At 35.3% G+C, this 19069-nt stretch carries 19 protein-coding genes; 7 read left to right on the top strand and 12 right to left on the bottom strand.

Annotated elements, in window-relative coordinates; genetic code table 11:
* Positions 1–149 precede the first annotated feature (149 nt).
* Positions 150–989: a YitT family protein gene (locus tag BGI23_RS15605; protein ID WP_070806501.1), complete on the bottom strand. Its 840-nt coding sequence runs from the start codon at positions 987–989 to the stop codon at positions 150–152.
* 334 nt (positions 990–1323) lie between these two features.
* Positions 1324–1965 (bottom strand): ATP F0F1 synthase subunit alpha, encoded by a 642-nt coding sequence (locus tag BGI23_RS15610; RefSeq protein ID WP_070806502.1) that lies wholly within the window; start codon positions 1963–1965, stop codon positions 1324–1326.
* A 448-nt stretch (positions 1966–2413) separates the two neighbouring features.
* Here BGI23_RS15610 and BGI23_RS15615 point away from each other — a divergent pair, with 448 nt between their 5' ends.
* From BGI23_RS15615 to BGI23_RS15635, 5 genes are all read left to right on the top strand, one after another.
* Positions 2414–2884 (top strand): hypothetical protein, encoded by a 471-nt coding sequence (locus BGI23_RS15615; RefSeq protein ID WP_070806503.1) that lies wholly within the window; start codon positions 2414–2416, stop codon positions 2882–2884.
* Positions 2885–3169: 285 nt separating this feature from the next.
* Positions 3170–4273, top strand: a complete 1104-nt coding sequence (locus BGI23_RS15620; RefSeq protein ID WP_070806504.1) for a tetratricopeptide repeat protein — start codon at positions 3170–3172, stop codon at positions 4271–4273.
* Complete coding sequence (locus BGI23_RS15625) at positions 4270–4539, top strand: hypothetical protein (protein ID WP_070806505.1); 270 nt, start codon at positions 4270–4272, stop codon at positions 4537–4539. The genes BGI23_RS15620 and BGI23_RS15625 overlap by 4 nt, the downstream gene beginning before the upstream one ends.
* A 567-nt stretch (positions 4540–5106) precedes the next feature.
* Positions 5107–6138 (top strand): S66 family peptidase, encoded by a 1032-nt coding sequence (locus tag BGI23_RS15630; protein ID WP_070806506.1) that lies wholly within the window; start codon positions 5107–5109, stop codon positions 6136–6138.
* A gap of 75 nt (positions 6139–6213) precedes the next feature.
* Positions 6214–6609: a DUF3224 domain-containing protein gene (locus BGI23_RS15635; protein ID WP_070806507.1), complete on the top strand. Its 396-nt coding sequence runs from the start codon at positions 6214–6216 to the stop codon at positions 6607–6609.
* Between the two features lie 485 nt (positions 6610–7094).
* Here BGI23_RS15635 and BGI23_RS15640 read toward each other — a convergent pair whose 3' ends face one another.
* Complete coding sequence (locus BGI23_RS15640) at positions 7095–7964, bottom strand: LysR family transcriptional regulator (protein ID WP_070806508.1); 870 nt, start codon at positions 7962–7964, stop codon at positions 7095–7097.
* A gap of 138 nt (positions 7965–8102) precedes the next feature.
* Between BGI23_RS15640 and BGI23_RS15645 the strand changes: the two genes are divergently transcribed.
* Positions 8103–8678 carry a LysE family transporter gene (locus BGI23_RS15645; protein WP_070806509.1) on the top strand — a complete coding sequence of 192 codons (576 nt, stop codon included), beginning with the start codon at positions 8103–8105 and terminating at the stop codon, positions 8676–8678.
* Positions 8679–8929: 251 nt separating this feature from the next.
* On the opposite strand, the gene BGI23_RS15650 is transcribed toward BGI23_RS15645, so the two are convergent.
* The 8 genes from BGI23_RS15650 to BGI23_RS15690 form a co-directional block, all read right to left on the bottom strand.
* Positions 8930–9304 (bottom strand): hotdog family protein, encoded by a 375-nt coding sequence (locus BGI23_RS15650; RefSeq protein ID WP_070806510.1) that lies wholly within the window; start codon positions 9302–9304, stop codon positions 8930–8932.
* 87 nt (positions 9305–9391) lie between these two features.
* Positions 9392–10639, bottom strand: coding sequence for a DUF1015 domain-containing protein (locus tag BGI23_RS15655; protein ID WP_070806511.1), 1248 nt, complete (start codon positions 10637–10639; stop codon positions 9392–9394).
* A 13-nt stretch (positions 10640–10652) separates the two neighbouring features.
* On the bottom strand, positions 10653–11825 hold the full coding sequence (locus tag BGI23_RS15660) for a 3-phosphoglycerate dehydrogenase family protein (protein WP_000490258.1): 1173 nt from the start codon (positions 11823–11825) through the stop codon (positions 10653–10655).
* Positions 11826–11837: 12 nt separating this feature from the next.
* Positions 11838–12920 (bottom strand): 3-phosphoserine/phosphohydroxythreonine transaminase, encoded by a 1083-nt coding sequence (serC, locus tag BGI23_RS15665; protein WP_014481714.1) that lies wholly within the window; start codon positions 12918–12920, stop codon positions 11838–11840.
* Positions 12921–13127: 207 nt separating this feature from the next.
* Positions 13128–13319 carry a DUF378 domain-containing protein gene (locus tag BGI23_RS15670; RefSeq protein ID WP_000670803.1) on the bottom strand — a complete coding sequence of 64 codons (192 nt, stop codon included), beginning with the start codon at positions 13317–13319 and terminating at the stop codon, positions 13128–13130.
* An 89-nt stretch (positions 13320–13408) separates the two neighbouring features.
* On the bottom strand, positions 13409–14476 hold the full coding sequence (locus BGI23_RS15675; protein ID WP_000739779.1) for a glycoside hydrolase family 113: 1068 nt from the start codon (positions 14474–14476) through the stop codon (positions 13409–13411).
* Positions 14477–14677: 201 nt separating this feature from the next.
* Positions 14678–14917, bottom strand: a complete 240-nt coding sequence (locus BGI23_RS15680; protein WP_000997182.1) for a cupin domain-containing protein — start codon at positions 14915–14917, stop codon at positions 14678–14680.
* 293 nt (positions 14918–15210) lie between these two features.
* Entirely contained in the window at positions 15211–16038 is an 828-nt protein-coding gene (locus BGI23_RS15690; RefSeq protein ID WP_070806512.1) for a helix-turn-helix transcriptional regulator, read from the bottom strand.
* 232 nt (positions 16039–16270) lie between these two features.
* Here BGI23_RS15690 and BGI23_RS15695 point away from each other — a divergent pair, with 232 nt between their 5' ends.
* Positions 16271–16468: a hypothetical protein gene (locus BGI23_RS15695; protein ID WP_000977599.1), complete on the top strand. Its 198-nt coding sequence runs from the start codon at positions 16271–16273 to the stop codon at positions 16466–16468.
* 113 nt (positions 16469–16581) lie between these two features.
* Here BGI23_RS15695 and BGI23_RS15700 read toward each other — a convergent pair whose 3' ends face one another.
* Positions 16582–18972 (bottom strand): penicillin acylase family protein, encoded by a 2391-nt coding sequence (locus BGI23_RS15700; RefSeq protein ID WP_000454365.1) that lies wholly within the window; start codon positions 18970–18972, stop codon positions 16582–16584.
* Positions 18973–19069: the final 97 nt, after the last annotated feature.

Below are 19069 nucleotides of genomic sequence, written 5' to 3' on the forward strand. Positions count from 1 at the left end.
GAGCGTTCTATCAGCAATTTTCTTTAAAATGTAAAAGATTGAACTTAAAGTGAATGGTGTTTAATTAAAAAAGAATCTATTTTGAAAAAGATGATTCAAAATAGATTCTCACGTTTTAGTATTTAGATTATTTTAATCAAAAACAATTTTTAAGCCTTCGAAATATCAACAAATCCTTCTCCGAATACATCACGAACATCGTGTATAGCGATGAACGCAGCCGGATCCGTAGTTTGAACAATCCTCTTTAGCTTCACTACTTCTTGCTTATTAATAACAACGTAAAGAATGTCCTTCGGCGTTTTCGTGTAATAGCCATGACCTGAGTACACAGTAACTCCTCTACCCATTAAGCTAGTCACCTTCCCGGCAATTTCATCCGGCTTATCGGAAATAATCGTAATGGCCTTTTTCGGATTTAAACCTTCAATTACAAATTCCATTACTTTCGTTCCTACATATAACATAATAATTGTCAGCATCAGCTTTTCTGCACCAATGATGAAATAAGATGAAAACGCAACGATTAAATCAAAGAACAGTAGACCGTAGCTAATGCTCCATCCTAAATATTTATGTGTCATCCTTGCTAAGATGGTAGTACCTGCAGTTGTTCCACCAACACGAATAATAAGACCAATCCCGCATCCGATAAATATTCCTCCAAAAATGGCATTTACGAGCATTTCATCGGAAGCAATCGTCCATCCTTCTGTTAAATGAAGAAATAGCGAGTTCGTAACTACAGCGATAATCGTATAAATCGTTGTGATTTTATTTAAAAATTTATAACCGACTATTAACAAAATCGCATTTAACATTAAATTGACTAAGCCTGGTGACCACTCAAATAAATAGTACGTAATAATCGTGATACCTGTTACTCCACCCTCACCAAACTCGTTCGGGATAACAAACAAATTGACACCTAACGCGAAAAGAAATGCACCGATAGTAATAAAAATAATGTCTGTCGTTCTTTTTTTCATACAGTACCTCACTTCTTATGTAAATATTTATTCTGTCATAAACTCTCACCATTATATCGTGGAATATTCAAATCGAACAGTGGTTTATTTTTATTTTAATATAGGATGATAAATCAACTTTATCCTATATCCACATGTAATTAAAAAAGGATAACAACTGTATTTATTATGTACTACACATAACGTTTTGATTTCACATACAATTGATGCTAAAAAATGAATATGAACCGTGAATTGCTTCATTTGTCTCAATAGCAGAATAAATAAAAAAGTACCCATCAAATGATTACTTGATGGGTACTGCATGGTACATTTATTATTTACAGGCATCTAATTAAGACCAAATCCAAACATCATCACTATTTTCAACGTTGTTTTTTACTTCATACACTTTTTCGATATGATCAACTGTGTTCCAGTTAATAGAAATACCACCCCATCCCACATACTTCATATCAATTTTCACTTTCTCACCCGTATGAAATACTTGTCCCTTTGTTAAGAAAACATCAATAATCACTTTCTTCCCGTTTAGCGATGGATACTCCACTACGACATATTTAGTAGCACCGTCTCCCTCATCTTCCATCGTTTCTACTTTTGATACTTCACCAATTACATAATCAGGTGAGCCATCTTCTTTCATGTGCATGCCTAACTTGTTTGTTGTATTTTCAATTGCAGTTGCAACCATATATTCTGTAAAATTACGCATCATAGATCCAGTAGCTTTTACTTCATCTCCTACTTTCACATTTGAAAATGAATCTATATATACACTAACAGGTTCTTCGTATTGCTTAGATTTTACGACAATTACACCGTTATCTACTTCTACTACTCGTCCTTCTAATGTTGAAAAATTCGATTCTATAGAAGCTGCATTCGCTTTTGTTAGTTCTAACCCTGGTAAATTCGTTCCTGATAATGCTGCGATTCCTAAAGCACCTGCTAAAATTAATTTTTTCATACCCATTATGAAACATCTCCATTCATGATGATTTTATTTTTGATTGGATACGACCAACCTGTAACTATTATAGTTACAGGTTGTAGGAAATAGCAACCCTCTTTCTTATGCAATGTTGCATACTGTACTTTTTAAATATACAGCAAGAGGGCTTTAATTTAATTCAAAGCTAAAATAACCTTATGACCACGGTATAAAGAAATTAAGAACTACTTTCGGTCCTAAGGTTAGCGAATACCTTTATAAAAACTCAATCAAAATTTATTCAACTAGTTGAATAATGAACCATGTCGAATTTTATTTTCATAAAATTCAAATTTCAAGGAGGTTTTACAAAATATTACACAGAATTATTCGTATATCGTAATATATTTGGAATTTTTTTACGATTCGTTTCATTTTATCTACCACGTTTAGACAAAATGAAATAAAACAATAAAAGGAGAGATATAGATTGAAAAGAAAAATTAGTACAGCTGTTGTAGGGTTATCAGTGTTTAGCTTTGGTCTTTTTGGTGTAAATATTGGGGATGGCGGCGTTGTAAAAGCTGAGCACGTTGAAACTTTTTCTCCGAAATTAGAAAGCCATGCTGATTTTGCTGCTCCGAAACTAGAGACACATGCTGATTTAAGCTCGAAATTAGATTCACATGGCGACATTTGGGCTCCTTCTTATAATAAAGGCGACGGTGGCGCTCCTGCTTTAAATGTTGGTGATACGCCGACTCCTAAACTTGAGAGCCATGCTGATACTCCTGCTCCAAAGCTTGAAGGACATGGCGATACTCCTGCTCCGAAGCTTGAAGGGCATGGCGATTTCCCTGCTCCGAAGCTTGAAGGACATGGCGATACTCCTGCTCCGAAGCTTGAAGGGCATGGCGATTTCCCTGCTCCTAAACAAGAAGCTCACGGTGAGACTATTTAACACAAAAATCCTAGCTATTGTAGCTAGGATTTTTACCTTCTTACCCTATTCACACCTCATGCATACTTTCTCAACTTTTATTTTAGCATTGTACATGTGGCATCATTTTATTAAGATTCTATAGTCAATTGTGTCCTTTTCTTCATAAAAACACATGGACTGACAGGTTTTACCGACCTATATAATTCTGAATATTTTTTATCAATAATAAATTCCATATAATTACTTTTCATTGTGTTACCATTATAGTTACAATTATATAAAAAAATATACAAGGGGGCTAATATGAACATTTCATTAAAGGGGCATACATATACAACAAAACATTTAGAAGCTTGGTACCATGCAATCTTAACGCAAAACGTTAAGGAAGCACAAATTCAGTTTCAAGAAGCTAAAAAAGAACATAAAGAAATGCTTTTGAAAGAAACAGAAACATTTCCACTTTATCACTTATATTACGCATTACTCCAGTTCCGACATACAGCTCTGACAGATGGACTATCAATCACGAAAGATAGTTTTCAAATCATAGAAGACCAAGAAAAACCAGAAGATAAACATTTATCTTATCTATATCATTATTATAAAGCGATTCACTTAACAGCTATCAATAAATATCAGGAAGCAGACGAATATTTCTTAAAAGCACAAACACTTTTATCCGGACACAGTCAAATTGAACATGCTGATTTCTATTACCGATTTGCAACTTATCATTATCATCAACAACAACCAAGTTTTGCGATTGTAAATGCTTCTAAAGCATTAGAAATTTTCGAATCGCAACACGGATGTGAAAGAAATATTTCTTCCTGTTTAAGTGTACTTGGTGCTTCTTATGTAGATGTAGGACATTTTGAACAAGCTGAGGAAAGCTATAACAAAGCGTTAGATATTCTTCAAAAATTAAATGAGGAATCATTACAACTTTTTGTGCGTGGTAATTTAGGACTATTATACGCAAGTCAAAATCTATCTGAAGAAGCAATCCGTCACTTGACGCAAGTCGTCGAAAAAATCCCATCTCACTACAAAGCCATATTCTTACTTGCACAAGAACATGAAAAATTAGGACTTATAAACAAAGCAAACCACTACATTGAAATAGGGAAACAACTTATTTCTGAACTTGGTAACGAAGAGTATAAACATCACTTTGCTATACTAGAAGTTTTCACGAACCAAAATGAATTAGATCAAATTGAACCGATTGTTTTAAAAGGAATTGAATACTTCAATAGAGAATCCTTATATAGTTACGTTTCTGAATATCTTGAAAAACTAGCTCTTGCGTTTTATAACAAACAACAACATGAGAAAGCAAGTTTATACTTTTTTAATAGTACAGTAGCAAAAAAATCAAATGAAAGAGGGTTAAAGAAATGAAAAAAACAATTGGTAAAATCGCTGTAGGTATTGCATTTACAGGTATTGCTGCATTTGGATTAAATGCAGGTTTCACAAATCAAGCTGGACACGCTCACTTCCCGTCTCCACCAGCTCCTTCTTTTTCTGAGGGCCATACTGGCGGCGCTCCTGCATTAAACATCGGCGACACTAGTGGAGCTCCTAAACAAGAAGGGCATACACATTTCCCTGCTCCGAAAGTTGAATCTCATGGCAATACTGGCGGCGCTCCTGCTAATTCTTAACATGGTACAGGTGTATAAGTCACCAAAATTAAAAACTATTTAGATTACTGTTCTTATATGTTTATAAGAAAACCATTCGATGTTATGTGGTTTTCAAGTCTAAAAATACACCTATTAGTTAGGTGTATTTTTATTTTATCTCTCTATCTAATAATTAAAGAATAATCCGCTAAAAATCCCAACAAAAAAACCGAATAAACTACTTATACTTCAGACACTTTAGCACCACGAACGTTGCGATCTTTAGTGATACTACGGTTCCTAAAGGCGTTAGCTTTCTTGTTTAGGAAAATCTGTAACCTCTCCATTCATGATGATTTTATTTTTGGATTGAATACGACCAACTTATAATCATTACAGTTACAGATTGCAAAAAATAGCACCCCTCTTTCTCATACAATGTTGCATACTGTAATTCTCAAATGCAATTCAACACTAAGACTGAATTCTTAAATCCCAGCAGGTAAACAGATCGATGATGAAGAAACTAATGTGATGCATCATATTTTTTCAAAGCTACAGTTTGTACAGTCGTAGTCCATTACATTATGTAGGAGCGGAGTTAACATGTTAAAAAAACCAAAGAGATTACAGCCAGGTGATATCGTGGCAACAGTAAGCCCTTCATGGGGAGGCGCAGGTGATTCTGAGATACGATGGCGATATGATCAAGGAGTAAAGAGATTAGAAGAAGTTTTCGGTCTTACCGTTGTTCCCATGCCAAATAGTTTAAAAGGTAGCGAATTCACTTATAACAACCCACAAGCTCGTGCGGAAGATTTAATGACAGCATTTCAAGATACGCGCGTGAAAGCAATTATCGCAAATATTGGCGGAGAAGATAGCATTCGCTTACTTCCCTATATAGATTTTAATGTAATCCGTGCAAATCCAAAAATTTCCATGGGATACTCTGACGTTACCATTTCACATTTATTTTGTCATAAAGCAGGTCTTTCCTCTTTTTACGGTCCAGCAATTTTGACCGACTTTGCTGAAAATGTAGAGATGGATCCATATACGGTTGAAATGGTAAATCGAACTCTCTTTTCAAATGAAACAATTGGCGAGATTCAACCAGCTCATAAATGGACAAGTGAGCGTTTAGAATGGATTGAAATAAATAAGGATACAAGACGTACGATGCAGCAAAACAACGGATATGAGTTACTTCAAGGCTCTACTACTGTACAAGGGCGCTTAATTGGCGGTTGCATTGAAGTACTAGAATTCGCAAAAGGAACGGAACTTTGGCCTGAGAAAAAACATTGGGAGGATAGCATTCTCTTCTTTGAAACTTCTGAAGATCATCCAGAACCAAGTTATATAAAGTATTGGTTGCGAAATTATGCCGCGCAAGGCATTCTGCAAAAAGTAAAAGGTATCATTTTTGGTAAACCAAAAGACGAAATGTATTATGAAGAATATAAACACGAAATACTACATGTAATGAAAGAATATAACTTAGGAGATTTGCCGATTCTTTATAATTTAAATTTTGGCCATACTGAACCGAAGTTTATTTTACCTTACGGCGCAATGGCAGAAATTGATTGTGGAAATGGATCGTTCTCTATTTTAGAAAGTGGCGTGGAGTGAATAAAATCACTCCTATGAGATATGAATGTGAATGGATACTTTTTAAAAGTATATAATTGGAGGGAGATTACGTGTATGGAAGTAACATTTACAGTAAGTAAATGGGATGAAAAACCAATCGATGATACAAAAAAAGATTTCCCTATTAATATTGCCCATGTTGAATATGATATTGATGGGGAATTAAAAGGAAAAGCTTTTGTTGAATACTTATTATATTATTTAGACTCCAATATAAATGATGGTCACTTGGCTACTGCTAAAATTTCTGGATTTTTACACTTTGAAGGAATTTATAAGGGACAACAAGGAACATTCACAGCTATAGAGCAAGGAATATTTGATAAAGGAAATTTAGATTCCCCAGGAACAATTATGAAAGCTACCGGTAACTTAGAAAATCTGAGAGGGTCCTATCATTATCAGTTTACAGGTCAAACTAGTAAACTAATTTTAGAGTTTGAATTTTAGCGAAATACCCTATACTTTAGTGGAAAGGACATTTCTTGTAATACTAGGAATGTCCTTTTTGTTGACGGGCTTATACAACTATACTTCTATTAGTTAAGAAAGAACAGAGTATATTACATAACATCTTGTTATCAGTATTCAGCAATGCATAAAATTTTCGTTATAGTGGAATGAAAAATCTAAACCCGAAAGACATGGCCCCCACCTATTCATTACTTTCCCTACTAATTAAAGAATAATCTGTAACTTTACTCATAATTTTGCCGCAGTTAAAATCATAAACTTTCCGAAAATCGATTGTTTTAGAACATATTTATCTAATTGTTCAAAGAAAATGGAAGCATAACTTTGCCATGAGCTAGTTATTAACCCAAAAGCTTGCCGAAAAAATAAGAGCAACTGCAACATTAAAGTAAAGGGATAATATTTACCTCCTTTTTATTAAGACCTCTAAAGTGAGTTTAAATTAATCTCCATTTGGAAGCTTATTCTAATACTAACTCAATAAATTTCTCGACTGCAGGAGACCGCCACTTGTTTGATTTGACTAAGAGATATGAGTACATGAATTCAAATTCTTCATAGTGTTCCATAACACTTAAAGATCCATTCTCAACCTCATTTTTGACGGTTATATAGGGAAGTGCAGCGAATCCTAAACCACTCATTACAGCTTGTTTAATTGCTTCTAGACTCCATAGCTCCATAGTTTGAAAATTGATTATCCTATTATTAGCTAGGTGCCTCTCAAACATAGAACGATAGCTGCATCCTTTTTCATTTGTTATAAAGTAATCAGTAAATTTTTTGTTCTTGTAATCATCAAAATGTTTTTTTGAGTTTGGACCTGTGATTAAAACAATCTCTTCTTTGTGTAATTGATAGCAATCACACTTTTCTAACTCTAATTTTGTCCAAATCATAAAAGCAACATCGACCTGTCCACTTGTCAGGTCTTTTTGATTTTTCCCACATGTTCCGTTACTTAATATAATTTTTACATCGGGATATTTAATTGAATACTCCCTCAAAATCGGCCCCAATCTAGAAATCGTTAATGATTCGGGTGCTGCGATTCGTAACTCTCCACTTACCTTATTCTTATAATTTTTCAGTTCGAATATACGGTTGTATGAATGAAGCAATTCATCAACTAGTGGAATTAATTCTTTTGCCAAAGCGGTTAATTTTAACTCTCGTTTAACGTAAGAGAATAATTGCCCACCAATCTCCTTTTCCAATGCTTGAATATGAGAAGTAATGGTTGATTGCGTATATCCTAATTTTATGGCAGCATTTGTATAACTTCCAACATCAACAATTGTTCGAAATGTAATAAGATGTCTTATTTCCATATATACTATCCTCCTCTTATCTATTCAAAAAAATGATAATGACTATTTATAATTTCAATTTTACTGATAGATAGACCTATATTACAATGAACCAGAGAATTTATTCAAATATTTTCATTGAAGGGACGAAACAACTAGATGAATCTTATAGCATTCCTTTCTTATTTAATTATTACATCCATTACACCAGGACCAAGTAATATTTTGATGATGAATGAAGCGAGAAAATTTGGGTTCAAGGGATCTATACATTTCCAATTTGGAATTATTTCAGGATTTGTTATTCTTGGTTTGATAACATCATTGTTAATAACAAGGATCTACTATTGGATTCCAATGTTAGAATCTTATTTTAAAATAGCTGGGGCTATTTATTTGTTGTATCTCGCATGGAAGATTGCTTTTTCTAAAAAAAGTAATAATGATACCAGTTATAGCCAACCCTCTTTTGTTTCAGGGTTAATTTTCCAAATTCTTAATCTAAAAAGTATCTTATATTTCTTAACTGCAATGTCAACTTTCGTACTTCCCTATCATGAGTCAAGTGTAGCTATTTTCTCATTTATATCCTTAACAATACTAATAGGTTGTGCAGGATTGCTTTTATGGTCCATTTGCGGTTCGGCTTTTAAAAGAGTATTTTTAAAATACGATAAGGTAGTCAATATAATCATGTGCTTGTTACTTATCTATTCTGCAATTACAATCTTTTAGCTAAAAATGTCATAAAAAATAAATCCTTTTTTATTTTTATGACATCTACTAGGTTTTATGTGGTTGTTGCAATTTAATGTATGTCAGAAAAACGAAGTTTGGACGCAAACTTCGTTTTTCTTTATATAGATCTTGTATCATCTCACTTCCCTTCCATACAGATAATTAGAAATAGTCTATTTTTGGAACTATAACTTTGCCACAAGGAAAAGAATTATAACCTTGCCGGAACGGCAAATTTATGGTTCAAATCACATAATCCCCGAAAAACTCCCCTTCATAACTTCTTTTCCACCCTGATTCCTACATATAAACATCGCCATAATCTTTGTACGATTTTTTTCATCGGGCTCAAATTGTTCAATGGTTACGTCACAACGAATTGTATCACCACTAAAGACAGGACGTAAAAATTCAAAGTCCATCTTGCGAGCTAATACGTTATAGTCACCACCAATTTTTGTAGGTAGAGTTGATGTTAACAGTCCTTGTACAACGAATCTCCCTTGCTCATCTGGCGTAACATGATGAACACCTTCATCTTTCGATACTTCCGTAAATAAAACCACATCCTCTTTCGTAAAAGTTCGTTCAAAGTTGATTTTTTCGCCTACTTGTAATTTCATCCCATACCCCTCCTCCAAAACGCTTTATAAATAAGAAAAACCGAAACTAAAAATCATTTCGGTTTTTCAAACTAATGAAGTCTATATTTATTTTAAAGAATGTACAAACAACCCGCTGCGCAGTTTCGGTTCAAACCACGTTGATTTTGGTGGCATAACTTCTCCAGCGTCTGCGATTGCTAATAAAGATTCTATTGATGTCGGATATAGTGAGAACGCCGCTTTATATGCACCGCTATTTACAAGACGTTCTAGTTCTTCTAATCCGCGGATTCCTCCGACAAAGTCGATGCGTGAATCAGATCGCGGATCGTGTATTTCAAGCACTTGGCTTAATAAATGATCTTGCAAAATAGATACATCTAAACCTTTCACAAGATCATTCGCATCAAACGTTTCCTCTTTCACTGTGAGCTTATACCACTTCTCGTTCACATACATGCCAAATGTTTTTGGTTCATTTGGTTTATACGGAGAAACAGATGCTTCTTCTACATAAAAGTACTGCGTAATTTGATTTAAAAACTGTTCCTCTGACAAGCCATTTAAATCTTTCACAACTCGGTTATAGTCCCAAATTGATAATTCATCGTGAGGGAATAAAACTGATAGGAAGAAATTAAACTCTTCTTCTCCTGTGTAATTCGGATATTGTTCTCTTCGCATAAGCCCTACTTTCGCAGCTGATGCGGAGCGGTGATGTCCATCTGCAATGTATAGATTAGGAATGTCTTCAAATACGTTTACTAGGCCTGCAATTACTTCTTCATCAGTTATTTTCCAAGCAACATGCCTAACGCCGTCTTCTGCTGTAAATGTATAGATTGGTGCATGTTCTTCTTTCCAGCTTGCGATGAAACGTTTCACTTCTTCTTTTGTACGATACGTTAAAAAGATAGGACCTGTATTTGCGTCACACACATCTACGTGACGAATACGATCTAGTTCTTTTTCATGACGCGTTCTTTCATGTTTTTTAATTGTATCATCTTCATACTCATCAATAGATGTACAAACGACAAGGCCTGACTGCGTTCTTCCTTGCATCGTCAGTTCATAAATGTATAGTGCTGGCTCTTCGTCTTGTATGAACACTTCTTCTCGTATAAAACGATTTAAATTTTCACCCGCTTTTTCATATACGCGATCATCGTACGGTGAAAGCGCTGGGTCTAAATCAATTTCTGCTTTATCAACGTGTAAGAAAGAAAATGGATTTCCTTTTACAACTTCTCTTGCCTCTTCACTATTTAAAACATCATACGGTAAAGCCGCAACTTGTGCTGCTTTTTCTTCTACTGGACGAATGGCCCGAAACGGTCGGATTTTTGCCAATTCCCTCTCTCCTTTACACAATCATTCGAACGGCTACAACACCTGTAATTTTGCTTATATTTTCCACAATGTTCTCTTTTATTATATCATCAATTCCGTTATCGATATCAATCATTGTGTACGCCCAAGAATGTTTACTACGATTAATCATATCGGCAATATTAATATGATGTTCTGCTAAACATCCTGTAATTTGTCCTACCATGTTTGGAACGTTTTGATGCATGATTGTAATACGTTTCTTTCCGATATACGGCAATTCTACGTTTGGATAGTTGACTGAATTACGAATATTTCCTGTCTCTAAATATTCACGTAATTGACGCGCTGCCATGACTGCACAATTTTCTTCTGATTCAGATGTAGATGCACCGAGGTGAGGCGTCGCTGTTACGTTTTTCATTTTAATCACATTTTCATTCGGGAAGTCCGTTACGTAATGTGCAATAATGTCTTCTTCTAACGCTTTTTGAAGAACCTTTTCATCTACAAGTTCTCCTCTAGAGAAATTGAATAAACGCATTCCTTTTTTCATTTTCTCTATAGCGTGTTCACCAATAATCCCCTTCGTTTGATTCGTAAGAGGAATATGCAGTGTAATATAATCACATGTTGCAAAAATTTCATCTAAACTAAATGCTCTTTGCACATGTGTAGAAAGGCGCCAAGCTGTTTCAACTGAAATGTAAGGATCATATCCGACGACGTCCATCCCTAACGCTAACGCATCGTTCGCAACTAAAGCACCAATTGCGCCAAGTCCGATAACACCTAGACGTTTCCCTGCAATCTCTGATCCAACGAATTGTTTTTTCCCTGATTCAACAAGCTGCGGTACTTCTTCACCTTCTAAATTTTTCGTCCAGCTTACTCCGTTAATAATGTTACGTGAAGACATAATAAGACTTGCGATAATGAGTTCCTTTACTGCATTAGCATTTGCCCCTGGCGTATTAAAGACTACAATCCCTTTTTCTGTACATCGCTCGACAGGAATATTATTTACCCCTGCACCAGCTCTCGCAATCGCCTTTAAATCTTTTGAAAACTCTTCTTGATGTAAAGAATAGCTGCGAAGTAAAATGCCATCTGGGTGGTCCATTCTCTCCCCTACTTCATAGCGCTCTCCGCTAAGCACTTGCAAACCTTTTTCTGCAATTTGATTTAACGTTTGAACACGAAACATATCCCCATCTCCCTATCTATTCTCAAGCTCAAATTCCTTCATATAATTTACTAATTGCTGTACGCCGTGTGCTGGCATCGCATTATAAATACTTGCGCGCATACCACCGACTGAGCGATGTCCTTTTAGTGTAACAAGTCCTCGTTCTTTCGCTTTTTGTAAAAACTCACTGTTCAGCTCTTCTGACGGTGTTGTAAACGGAATGTTCATAAGTGATCGATACGTAGGATCAACTGGTGAAGTAAACAATTTTGATTCATCTAAGAAATTATAAAGTAGTGAAGATTTCATTCTATTTTGTTCTTCAATCGCAGATACTCCGCCTTGCTCTTTCAGCCACTCTAGTACAAGTTTCGTTACGTAAATACTAAAGGACGGCGGTGTATTATATAAGGAGTTATTTTTACTGTAAGTTTCATAGTTTAACATAGTAGGACAAGAGCGATCTGCTCCCCCAATTAAATCTCTTTTTATAATTGCAATCGTTAAGCCTGCTGGCCCTAAATTCTTTTGCGCTCCCGCATATATAAGACCAAACTTCGAAACATCATATCGTTCTGATAAAATATTTGAGGACATATCCGCAACGAGCGGTACTTTATCTACATGTGGAATGTCCACATACTTCGTTCCCTCAATTGTATTGTTCGTTGTAATATGTACATAATCTAGTTTTTCATCGTCTAATAAACCATCCAGTTTAGGAATTGTAGTAAACTTCTCATTTTCAGAAGAAGCAATCACTTGTACTTCTCCAACTTTTTCAGCTTCTTGCAGTGCCTTTTTAGACCATGAACCAGTCAATACGTACCCTGCTTTTTTATACTTATTCATTAAATTTAACGGTATCATAGAGAATTGTAATGAAGCACCACCTTGTAAAAACAATACTTCATACTCATCAGGAATGTTCATTAATTCACGAAGCAAGCTACCCGCTTCATCTATAATACTTTGAAAATAAGAAGATCGATGACTCATTTCCATAATAGACATGCCTGTCCCGTTATAATTTACAAGCTCCTTTTGCACTTTCTCTAAAACTGGCAAAGGGAGTATTGATGGTCCTGCTGAAAAATTATACACTCTTTCCATCACCCAGATGACCTCCCTATTTCTCATTTTAATATTTTTTAAACTTTCTGAATTATAACCCACAATACAAGACACGGTCAATTTCTTTTCTAGTATTACGGCGTAAGACGCAATGGAATCGCTTGCAAGTGCCAATGTTTTTATAAACACACAAAAAAGTGTTAAGTACATAATCGTACTTAACACTCTAGTAATAAAGTATAATTGCTAATTGTCCGTGAAGAACCGATCAAAAATTTGATAAATTGCAGAAAGACCAATGAGCCAATAAATAGTGTCCACAAGCGCCGGCATAGAACCAAACCATTTCTCAACTACATTGTAATCTAACGCTACAAATAACCAATTCAAACCGCCAAGAATCACCAAAATTACTGTAAGGTACGACAAAAATTTCATGATGATTGCCCCCTAGGTGATAAGATGGTGAAAGGCCTTTCACTAGAAATATATGTGGTAAACTTTAAAACTTACCTATTTTATAAAAATTATTTTCGGTACCAGCCATTAATAACTGCTGCCGTTTCTTGACTATGTATTTGATACGCATGCGTACTATTATTAGATCCAATAAACCAAATTGAAAAGCCTTTAAAATATGGCTTCGGTTCTAATACATTACGGTAAGCGCGCCATCCGTTTAATTGTACGTCTTTTGAAAACACATTAGTAACATCTGGATTCCACGGATTTTGCAAGCCTAGTTCACGCGCTGGAACGTTAAATCCACCAAAGTAAACTGGCTTTCCTGTTGCTTTATGTAATTGTTCTAGTTGCTGAACAACATTCTGTCCACGATTATATACTGTCGTCGCAAACAAACTTTGCTTCACTTCTTCGTATGATGGATTTCTTTTTCCTGAAACTTCAAACCAACTATCGATACTAACAATGTCTACCTTCTTTAAATACGGACGGTTTATTTTCTCAACAAACTTCGCTTCATATGAAGGATCCCAGCTTGCTGTTAGCCACCAATTCATTTGATACAAAACATTTCCTTTATACTGCTGGCGAACAAAATCAATCGTATCGCTCCAATATCCTTCTGCATATTCCATATTCACGAAATTAGAAGCAATCTTGAGCCCGTACACATTGTATTTACTTGTAATCGAGTTAAAAATGTCTTGCAAAATAACCGTTTTCCAATTCCAGAAGAAATCATTAATATTACTTGGATTCCATTCCGTTTCTCCAACATTTCCTTGCTGAATATATGGGAACGGTTCCACTATAACTTGAATATTACGCTTTAATAATTCTTGAATTAAAATAATAGCCTGTTGCTTTTGCGCTTGATTAATTACCATGTTCGTAGAAGTCACATTCGGAATATCTACCTGAATTGGTACATTTACTGTATTTAAATTTAAGCGCTCTACATCAGCTAACACTTTCGCTACATTTCCAACTTCCCATACCGTTACATTTCCTGATTTGATTTTTCCAGATTGAACAGTATTTACATCTGCCTGTACATTTCCTTGAAAACAAAAAGAAAACAGCATAATAAACACTCCTAAAAAACTTATTAAACTCTTATTTTTCTTCACAACTTTCCCCCTATAATTTTTGGCTTTCTTGATTATTTTATACAATGTTTCATATATATTCCACAAAAAATCCAATAAATTTTTATTGATAAAAATGCTATTCATCCTTTATTCACATCTTATTCATACTAAGCTCCTAAAAATAGTAAGATAAATAAAAAAGGAACGGATTTCCGCTCCTTTTTTATCTTTTTACGATTATCAATCCATTTCCCTTTTAGGCTCTACCAACATGATGTGGGATTCCTTTTCAGTGAAAGGTTTATGCTCAACGCCTCTCGGGACAATAAACATCTCGCCCTTAGAAATTTTCACCTGTCCATCACGGAAATCGATGAACATCTCCCCTTCAAGCACAATAAATAGCTTATCCGTATTAGGATGCTCATGCCATATAAAATCTCCATTAGCTTTAAAAAGCTGAATTTGATCGTCATTCATTTCACTAATCACTTGTGGATACCAATAATCGTTAATTTTAGATAACTCGTCATTTAGTTTAATAGGTTGGTAATGGATAATGATCCCTCCTCATTTTCAACTTCCACTATATTACAGTAATCTAAGTAAAAAAGTCGTTATTATGCGTAAAAAGAAAATGCTCAGGCCAGAACTTTTCATTCAGATAGTACAAAGGAGTGATTTCAATGAAAGTACTTTCAATCCAATGTTTCCTTTAACTCTCCATAAGTATAGAACAGTGATTTTCAAATAAGAATGGACCCCTGTTGACATTAGTATGGATTATTGATGAACTTCTCGCGATATTTAGTAGGCGAAATGCCAACTCGCTTCTTGAAAACTCTACTAAAATAAAAAGGGTCTGCGATTCCAACAGCCTGCGCAATTTGTTGTACAGGCACACCACTTGTACATAACATTTTTTGAGCCATCTTTATACGATAGTTCAATAAATATTCTGCTGGCCCCATACCTGCATGCTTTCTAAACACGTAAGAAAGACGATTTCGATTAACATTATTTTGTTCTGTAAGCGTATGTATTGTAATATCATTATAATAGTATTTATGAACGTAACTAGATATTCGTTCGAATAAAGTATGCGATTCATAGCTATTCTCTCTATTGACAACACTTAATAAAGCTTCATTCAACGCTTCGCGAAACAGCATTTCGGTCTGAAACATCGAAATGCCTCCTCGCTGATTATACACATCCCAAAGACGCATAAGTAATTCGACAAGACGAGGAGATTGTCCTGTTAATAATTCAAAATGCTGATGAGTAAAGCCAGAATCTTCTCGTTCTGAATTGCTTATCCGATATAAAACAAGAATATATTCCCAGTTTATTTCACCAAGCATTTTATGGGCTAATGTCATTTTTGCACCCCCATGTATAACTTTTCCTGGGGAAAGGGTATACGGCGTACCATTAAATTGAAATTCCGTCTTCCCTGTAAGTGGAAATACAAATCCTGGGAAAGAATCTGTAGACTCAGCACAAGGCACACCTGGATTTTTAGCATAACGATATACTCCTTCTACTCGGAAAGGAGTATTGGCAAGATACTCTGCTAACTCATTCACGTCCAACTTCACAATGCAAGCCTCATTTCAATAATAGTTTTCTTGTAATTCGTGAGATTAATTGGTGTACATTCTAGGCAACGCTAAACTAAAAATAGTACATACGACTTAACAACATCTAGTTATTAACCTATAAATATATTGTTTTTCATTTATTGACAAAAGTATCCTCCCTATATTATTGATAATGATTTTCATTGTAGTTTGATAAAAAAACATTTGTCAAGTTGGATGGCCTAGAAAAATGATGAAACAAGGGGTACAGATAGACGGTTCTGTTGCAAATAATACCTGGCCTTTGTTAACTAAATCCCTCAAAACTGGAATGATCATGTTAATAGTTTTATTAGTTACAGCACTTGCAGCATGTAGAAATAATCGTAATCCTGAAGAGGTTGCTACAGCGTATTTCGAAGATGGAAACAGCCCACTATCAAATTAAATGATAGTAGGCTGGCTGTTAAAATTATTTAAGAACTGGGTTATGTTCTAAATGATAAGCTTTCATTATCAAAAAGATTATTACTAGTCCCCTCTACAAACAAAAACACCCTATTACTTCGGCTCCAAATTTAACACCTTCCCTTCTATCCCCTCCGTATTCAATGTAGTCGTATGATACGTGCCATTTACCCAATCATCTATTTGATCATGATACCAATCACTTCTAAAATGTCCTGATTGTCCTGGCCCTACAATATGATAACCGTTTGACATATCCTTCGTATCAATCACGAATCGCCAAGACGCTCCGTGATTGACAATACCGTTATCTCCGTAACTCGCCGCTTGAACAGTAACTTGACTTCCGCCAATTGGAACTGGTTTCTCACGATTAAATGCAAGTAGTGCTAACATACTAGACGATTTTGAGATTGGATGTGTAAAAGCAAGTTGGTGATAATCGCCCCACTTCCACTCCGTAACATCTGGTCCATATTCCTTCTGTAATTTCTTCATTACATTTTCGTACGATGTATGCACAACTTTTGTGAATCCTCCGTACTTCGTAAACCAAGCGCTCTTTTCTCCTGCTACTTCTTTTCGAATTAATTCATCAACAACTTGTGCCTTCCCTTCAAATAACTCCATCACATCTTTCGGAATTTCTTTTGAAAATAACGTATTTGAAATCTCCTTCATTAATAAATGGAATATTAACGGTGCCGCGTCATCTTTACTATCGTAAAAATTCCACTTCGTTAATTGTTTTACGCCTTCTTTCTCTACTTCATGTAAAGACGCTTTATTTAACTCTTTTAACAATATAGGAGCAAATTCTTTCCCATATAAATTTTTTTGATCCATCTGTAATTCTTCTAAATCTTTCACCGTATACTTTTCCTTCTCTTGTAAAAACTCTTGAATACGTATTTGCCTATATGGCTGCGCCCACGTATTACTAATATGATACGGATAATGATCATCTACAATTTTATTATTCGCAGTTGAAATAAACCCTTGTTTTGGATTGATTACTTTTGGAAGCTGATCATACGGAATATACCCTTCCCATTCATATTCATCTGTCCATCCTGGCACTGGCAGACTACCATCACCTTTTTTACGCACTGGTATATTTCCATTTGCTTTATAAGCAATTGTGCCGTCGTTTGATGCAAATACAAAGTTTTGAGTTGGTGTATGAAAATCTTGCAGTGCCGTTTCAAACTCATTCCAGTCTTTCGCCTTATTCATATTTAATACAGCCTTTAATTCAGCGGAAGGCTCCAAAGCAGTCCATTTCAAAGCAAATACTGTTTTCGTCTTCTCTTTCCCTTTATCCGCAAACTCTGAAATAACTGGACCATGCCTCGTAACGGTAACGTTATACGGTATTGTCTTTCCGCCTTTTACTTTAATAGACTCATCCACAACAGTCGCTTTTTCCCACTTATCGTTATATAGAAATTCATTTTCATTATTAGGATTTCTCTTCTCAATATATAAATCTTGCACATCAGGACCTGTATTCGTAACGCCCCATGCTATTTTGTCATTGTGTCCTAATATAACCCCGGGTACGCCAGCGAAAATAACGCCACTCACATGTAAATCTTTCATCTCAAGTTTCGATTGATACCAAATAGAAGGTGTCGCAAGTGATAAATGAGGATCATCCGCTAAAATTGGCTTACCAGACTCACTCTTCTCACCGCTTATAACCCAGTTATTACTACCATTAAACTCTGGTGGAATGATTGCTTTTGCAAAACTTTGTGCTACGTCTACATTTGTATTTTTCAGTTCAGCTAGCAATCTAGGGGCATCTTTCGGATATGTAGGAAACAGCTCATTTGCTTGCTCTTTCGGCAAATTTTTCAGCGCCCAATATCGAAACGCCTGTCCGTGCCAATGTCCGCCTAAATCAAACGCCATATACTTTCCAATCGTTAACGTATCCACAATTGACCATTCAGCAGGTTCATAGCCTAATATAGTAAACTCAACTGGCAATTTCTTTTCCACTTTTGCCTCGCGTATAAAGGCATTCACCCCATCAGCAAATGACTGCAGAGCAAATTTCGCTTCTCCATCATATTGGCTAACAGACGCTTCGGCTGCTCGCCGTAAACCGAGCGTTCGAAACAACTTATCTCGATCAATAGCTGCTTCCCCTACAACTTCACTTAACATCCCAGAAGCTTGCCTTCTACTTAAATCCATTTGAAATAATCGATCTTGCGCTTGTACATACCCTTGCGAAAAATATAAATCATGTGCATTTTCCGCTTTAATATGCGGTACACCTTTACTATCCCGCTTTACCGTAACAGCACGTTGTAAATCCTCTAGCTTTATCGTTCCATCTATCTTTGGCATAGATCTAAGTGTATATATGTTCAAAAAAATCGCTGTACAAATTATTAACAAAAGAACGATACTACTAGACCAAATGAAAATTCTCTTACCCCTAGTTCGTTTCTTCTTTATAACAACTTCCATATAACCCCTCCTTTCTCAAACTATTCGCTTCTATTTTGAAAGAACCTTTTAGAAAAATTGAAAAACCCCTTCATTTTCCTACAAATGAAGGGGGAAT

Source organism: Bacillus sp. ABP14, assembly GCF_001831375.1.
Classification (GTDB): domain Bacteria; phylum Bacillota; class Bacilli; order Bacillales; family Bacillaceae_G; genus Bacillus_A; species Bacillus_A paranthracis.

Excerpts from the sequence above, each read along its gene's own strand:
- BGI23_RS15605 (WP_070806501.1), bottom strand. The coding sequence starts at position 989 with ATGAAAAAAAGAACGACAGACATTATTTTTATTACTATCGGTGCATTT.
- BGI23_RS15610 (WP_070806502.1), bottom strand. The coding sequence starts at position 1,965 with ATGGGTATGAAAAAATTAATTTTAGCAGGTGCTTTAGGAATCGCAGCA.
- BGI23_RS15620 (WP_070806504.1), top strand. The coding sequence starts at position 3,170 with ATGAACATTTCATTAAAGGGGCATACATATACAACAAAACATTTAGAA.
- BGI23_RS15625 (WP_070806505.1), top strand. The coding sequence starts at position 4,270 with ATGAAAAAAACAATTGGTAAAATCGCTGTAGGTATTGCATTTACAGGT.
- BGI23_RS15630 (WP_070806506.1), top strand. The coding sequence starts at position 5,107 with ATGTTAAAAAAACCAAAGAGATTACAGCCAGGTGATATCGTGGCAACA.
- BGI23_RS15635 (WP_070806507.1), top strand. The coding sequence starts at position 6,214 with ATGGAAGTAACATTTACAGTAAGTAAATGGGATGAAAAACCAATCGAT.
- BGI23_RS15640 (WP_070806508.1), bottom strand. The coding sequence starts at position 7,964 with ATGGAAATAAGACATCTTATTACATTTCGAACAATTGTTGATGTTGGA.
- BGI23_RS15645 (WP_070806509.1), top strand. The coding sequence starts at position 8,103 with ATGAATCTTATAGCATTCCTTTCTTATTTAATTATTACATCCATTACA.
- BGI23_RS15650 (WP_070806510.1), bottom strand. The coding sequence starts at position 9,304 with ATGAAATTACAAGTAGGCGAAAAAATCAACTTTGAACGAACTTTTACG.
- BGI23_RS15660 (WP_000490258.1), bottom strand. The coding sequence starts at position 11,825 with ATGTTTCGTGTTCAAACGTTAAATCAAATTGCAGAAAAAGGTTTGCAA.
- serC (WP_014481714.1), bottom strand. The coding sequence starts at position 12,920 with ATGGAAAGAGTGTATAATTTTTCAGCAGGACCATCAATACTCCCTTTG.
- BGI23_RS15670 (WP_000670803.1), bottom strand. The coding sequence starts at position 13,319 with ATGAAATTTTTGTCGTACCTTACAGTAATTTTGGTGATTCTTGGCGGT.
- BGI23_RS15680 (WP_000997182.1), bottom strand. The coding sequence starts at position 14,917 with ATGAATGACGATCAAATTCAGCTTTTTAAAGCTAATGGAGATTTTATA.
- BGI23_RS15695 (WP_000977599.1), top strand. The coding sequence starts at position 16,271 with ATGATGAAACAAGGGGTACAGATAGACGGTTCTGTTGCAAATAATACC.
- BGI23_RS15700 (WP_000454365.1), bottom strand. The coding sequence starts at position 18,972 with ATGGAAGTTGTTATAAAGAAGAAACGAACTAGGGGTAAGAGAATTTTC.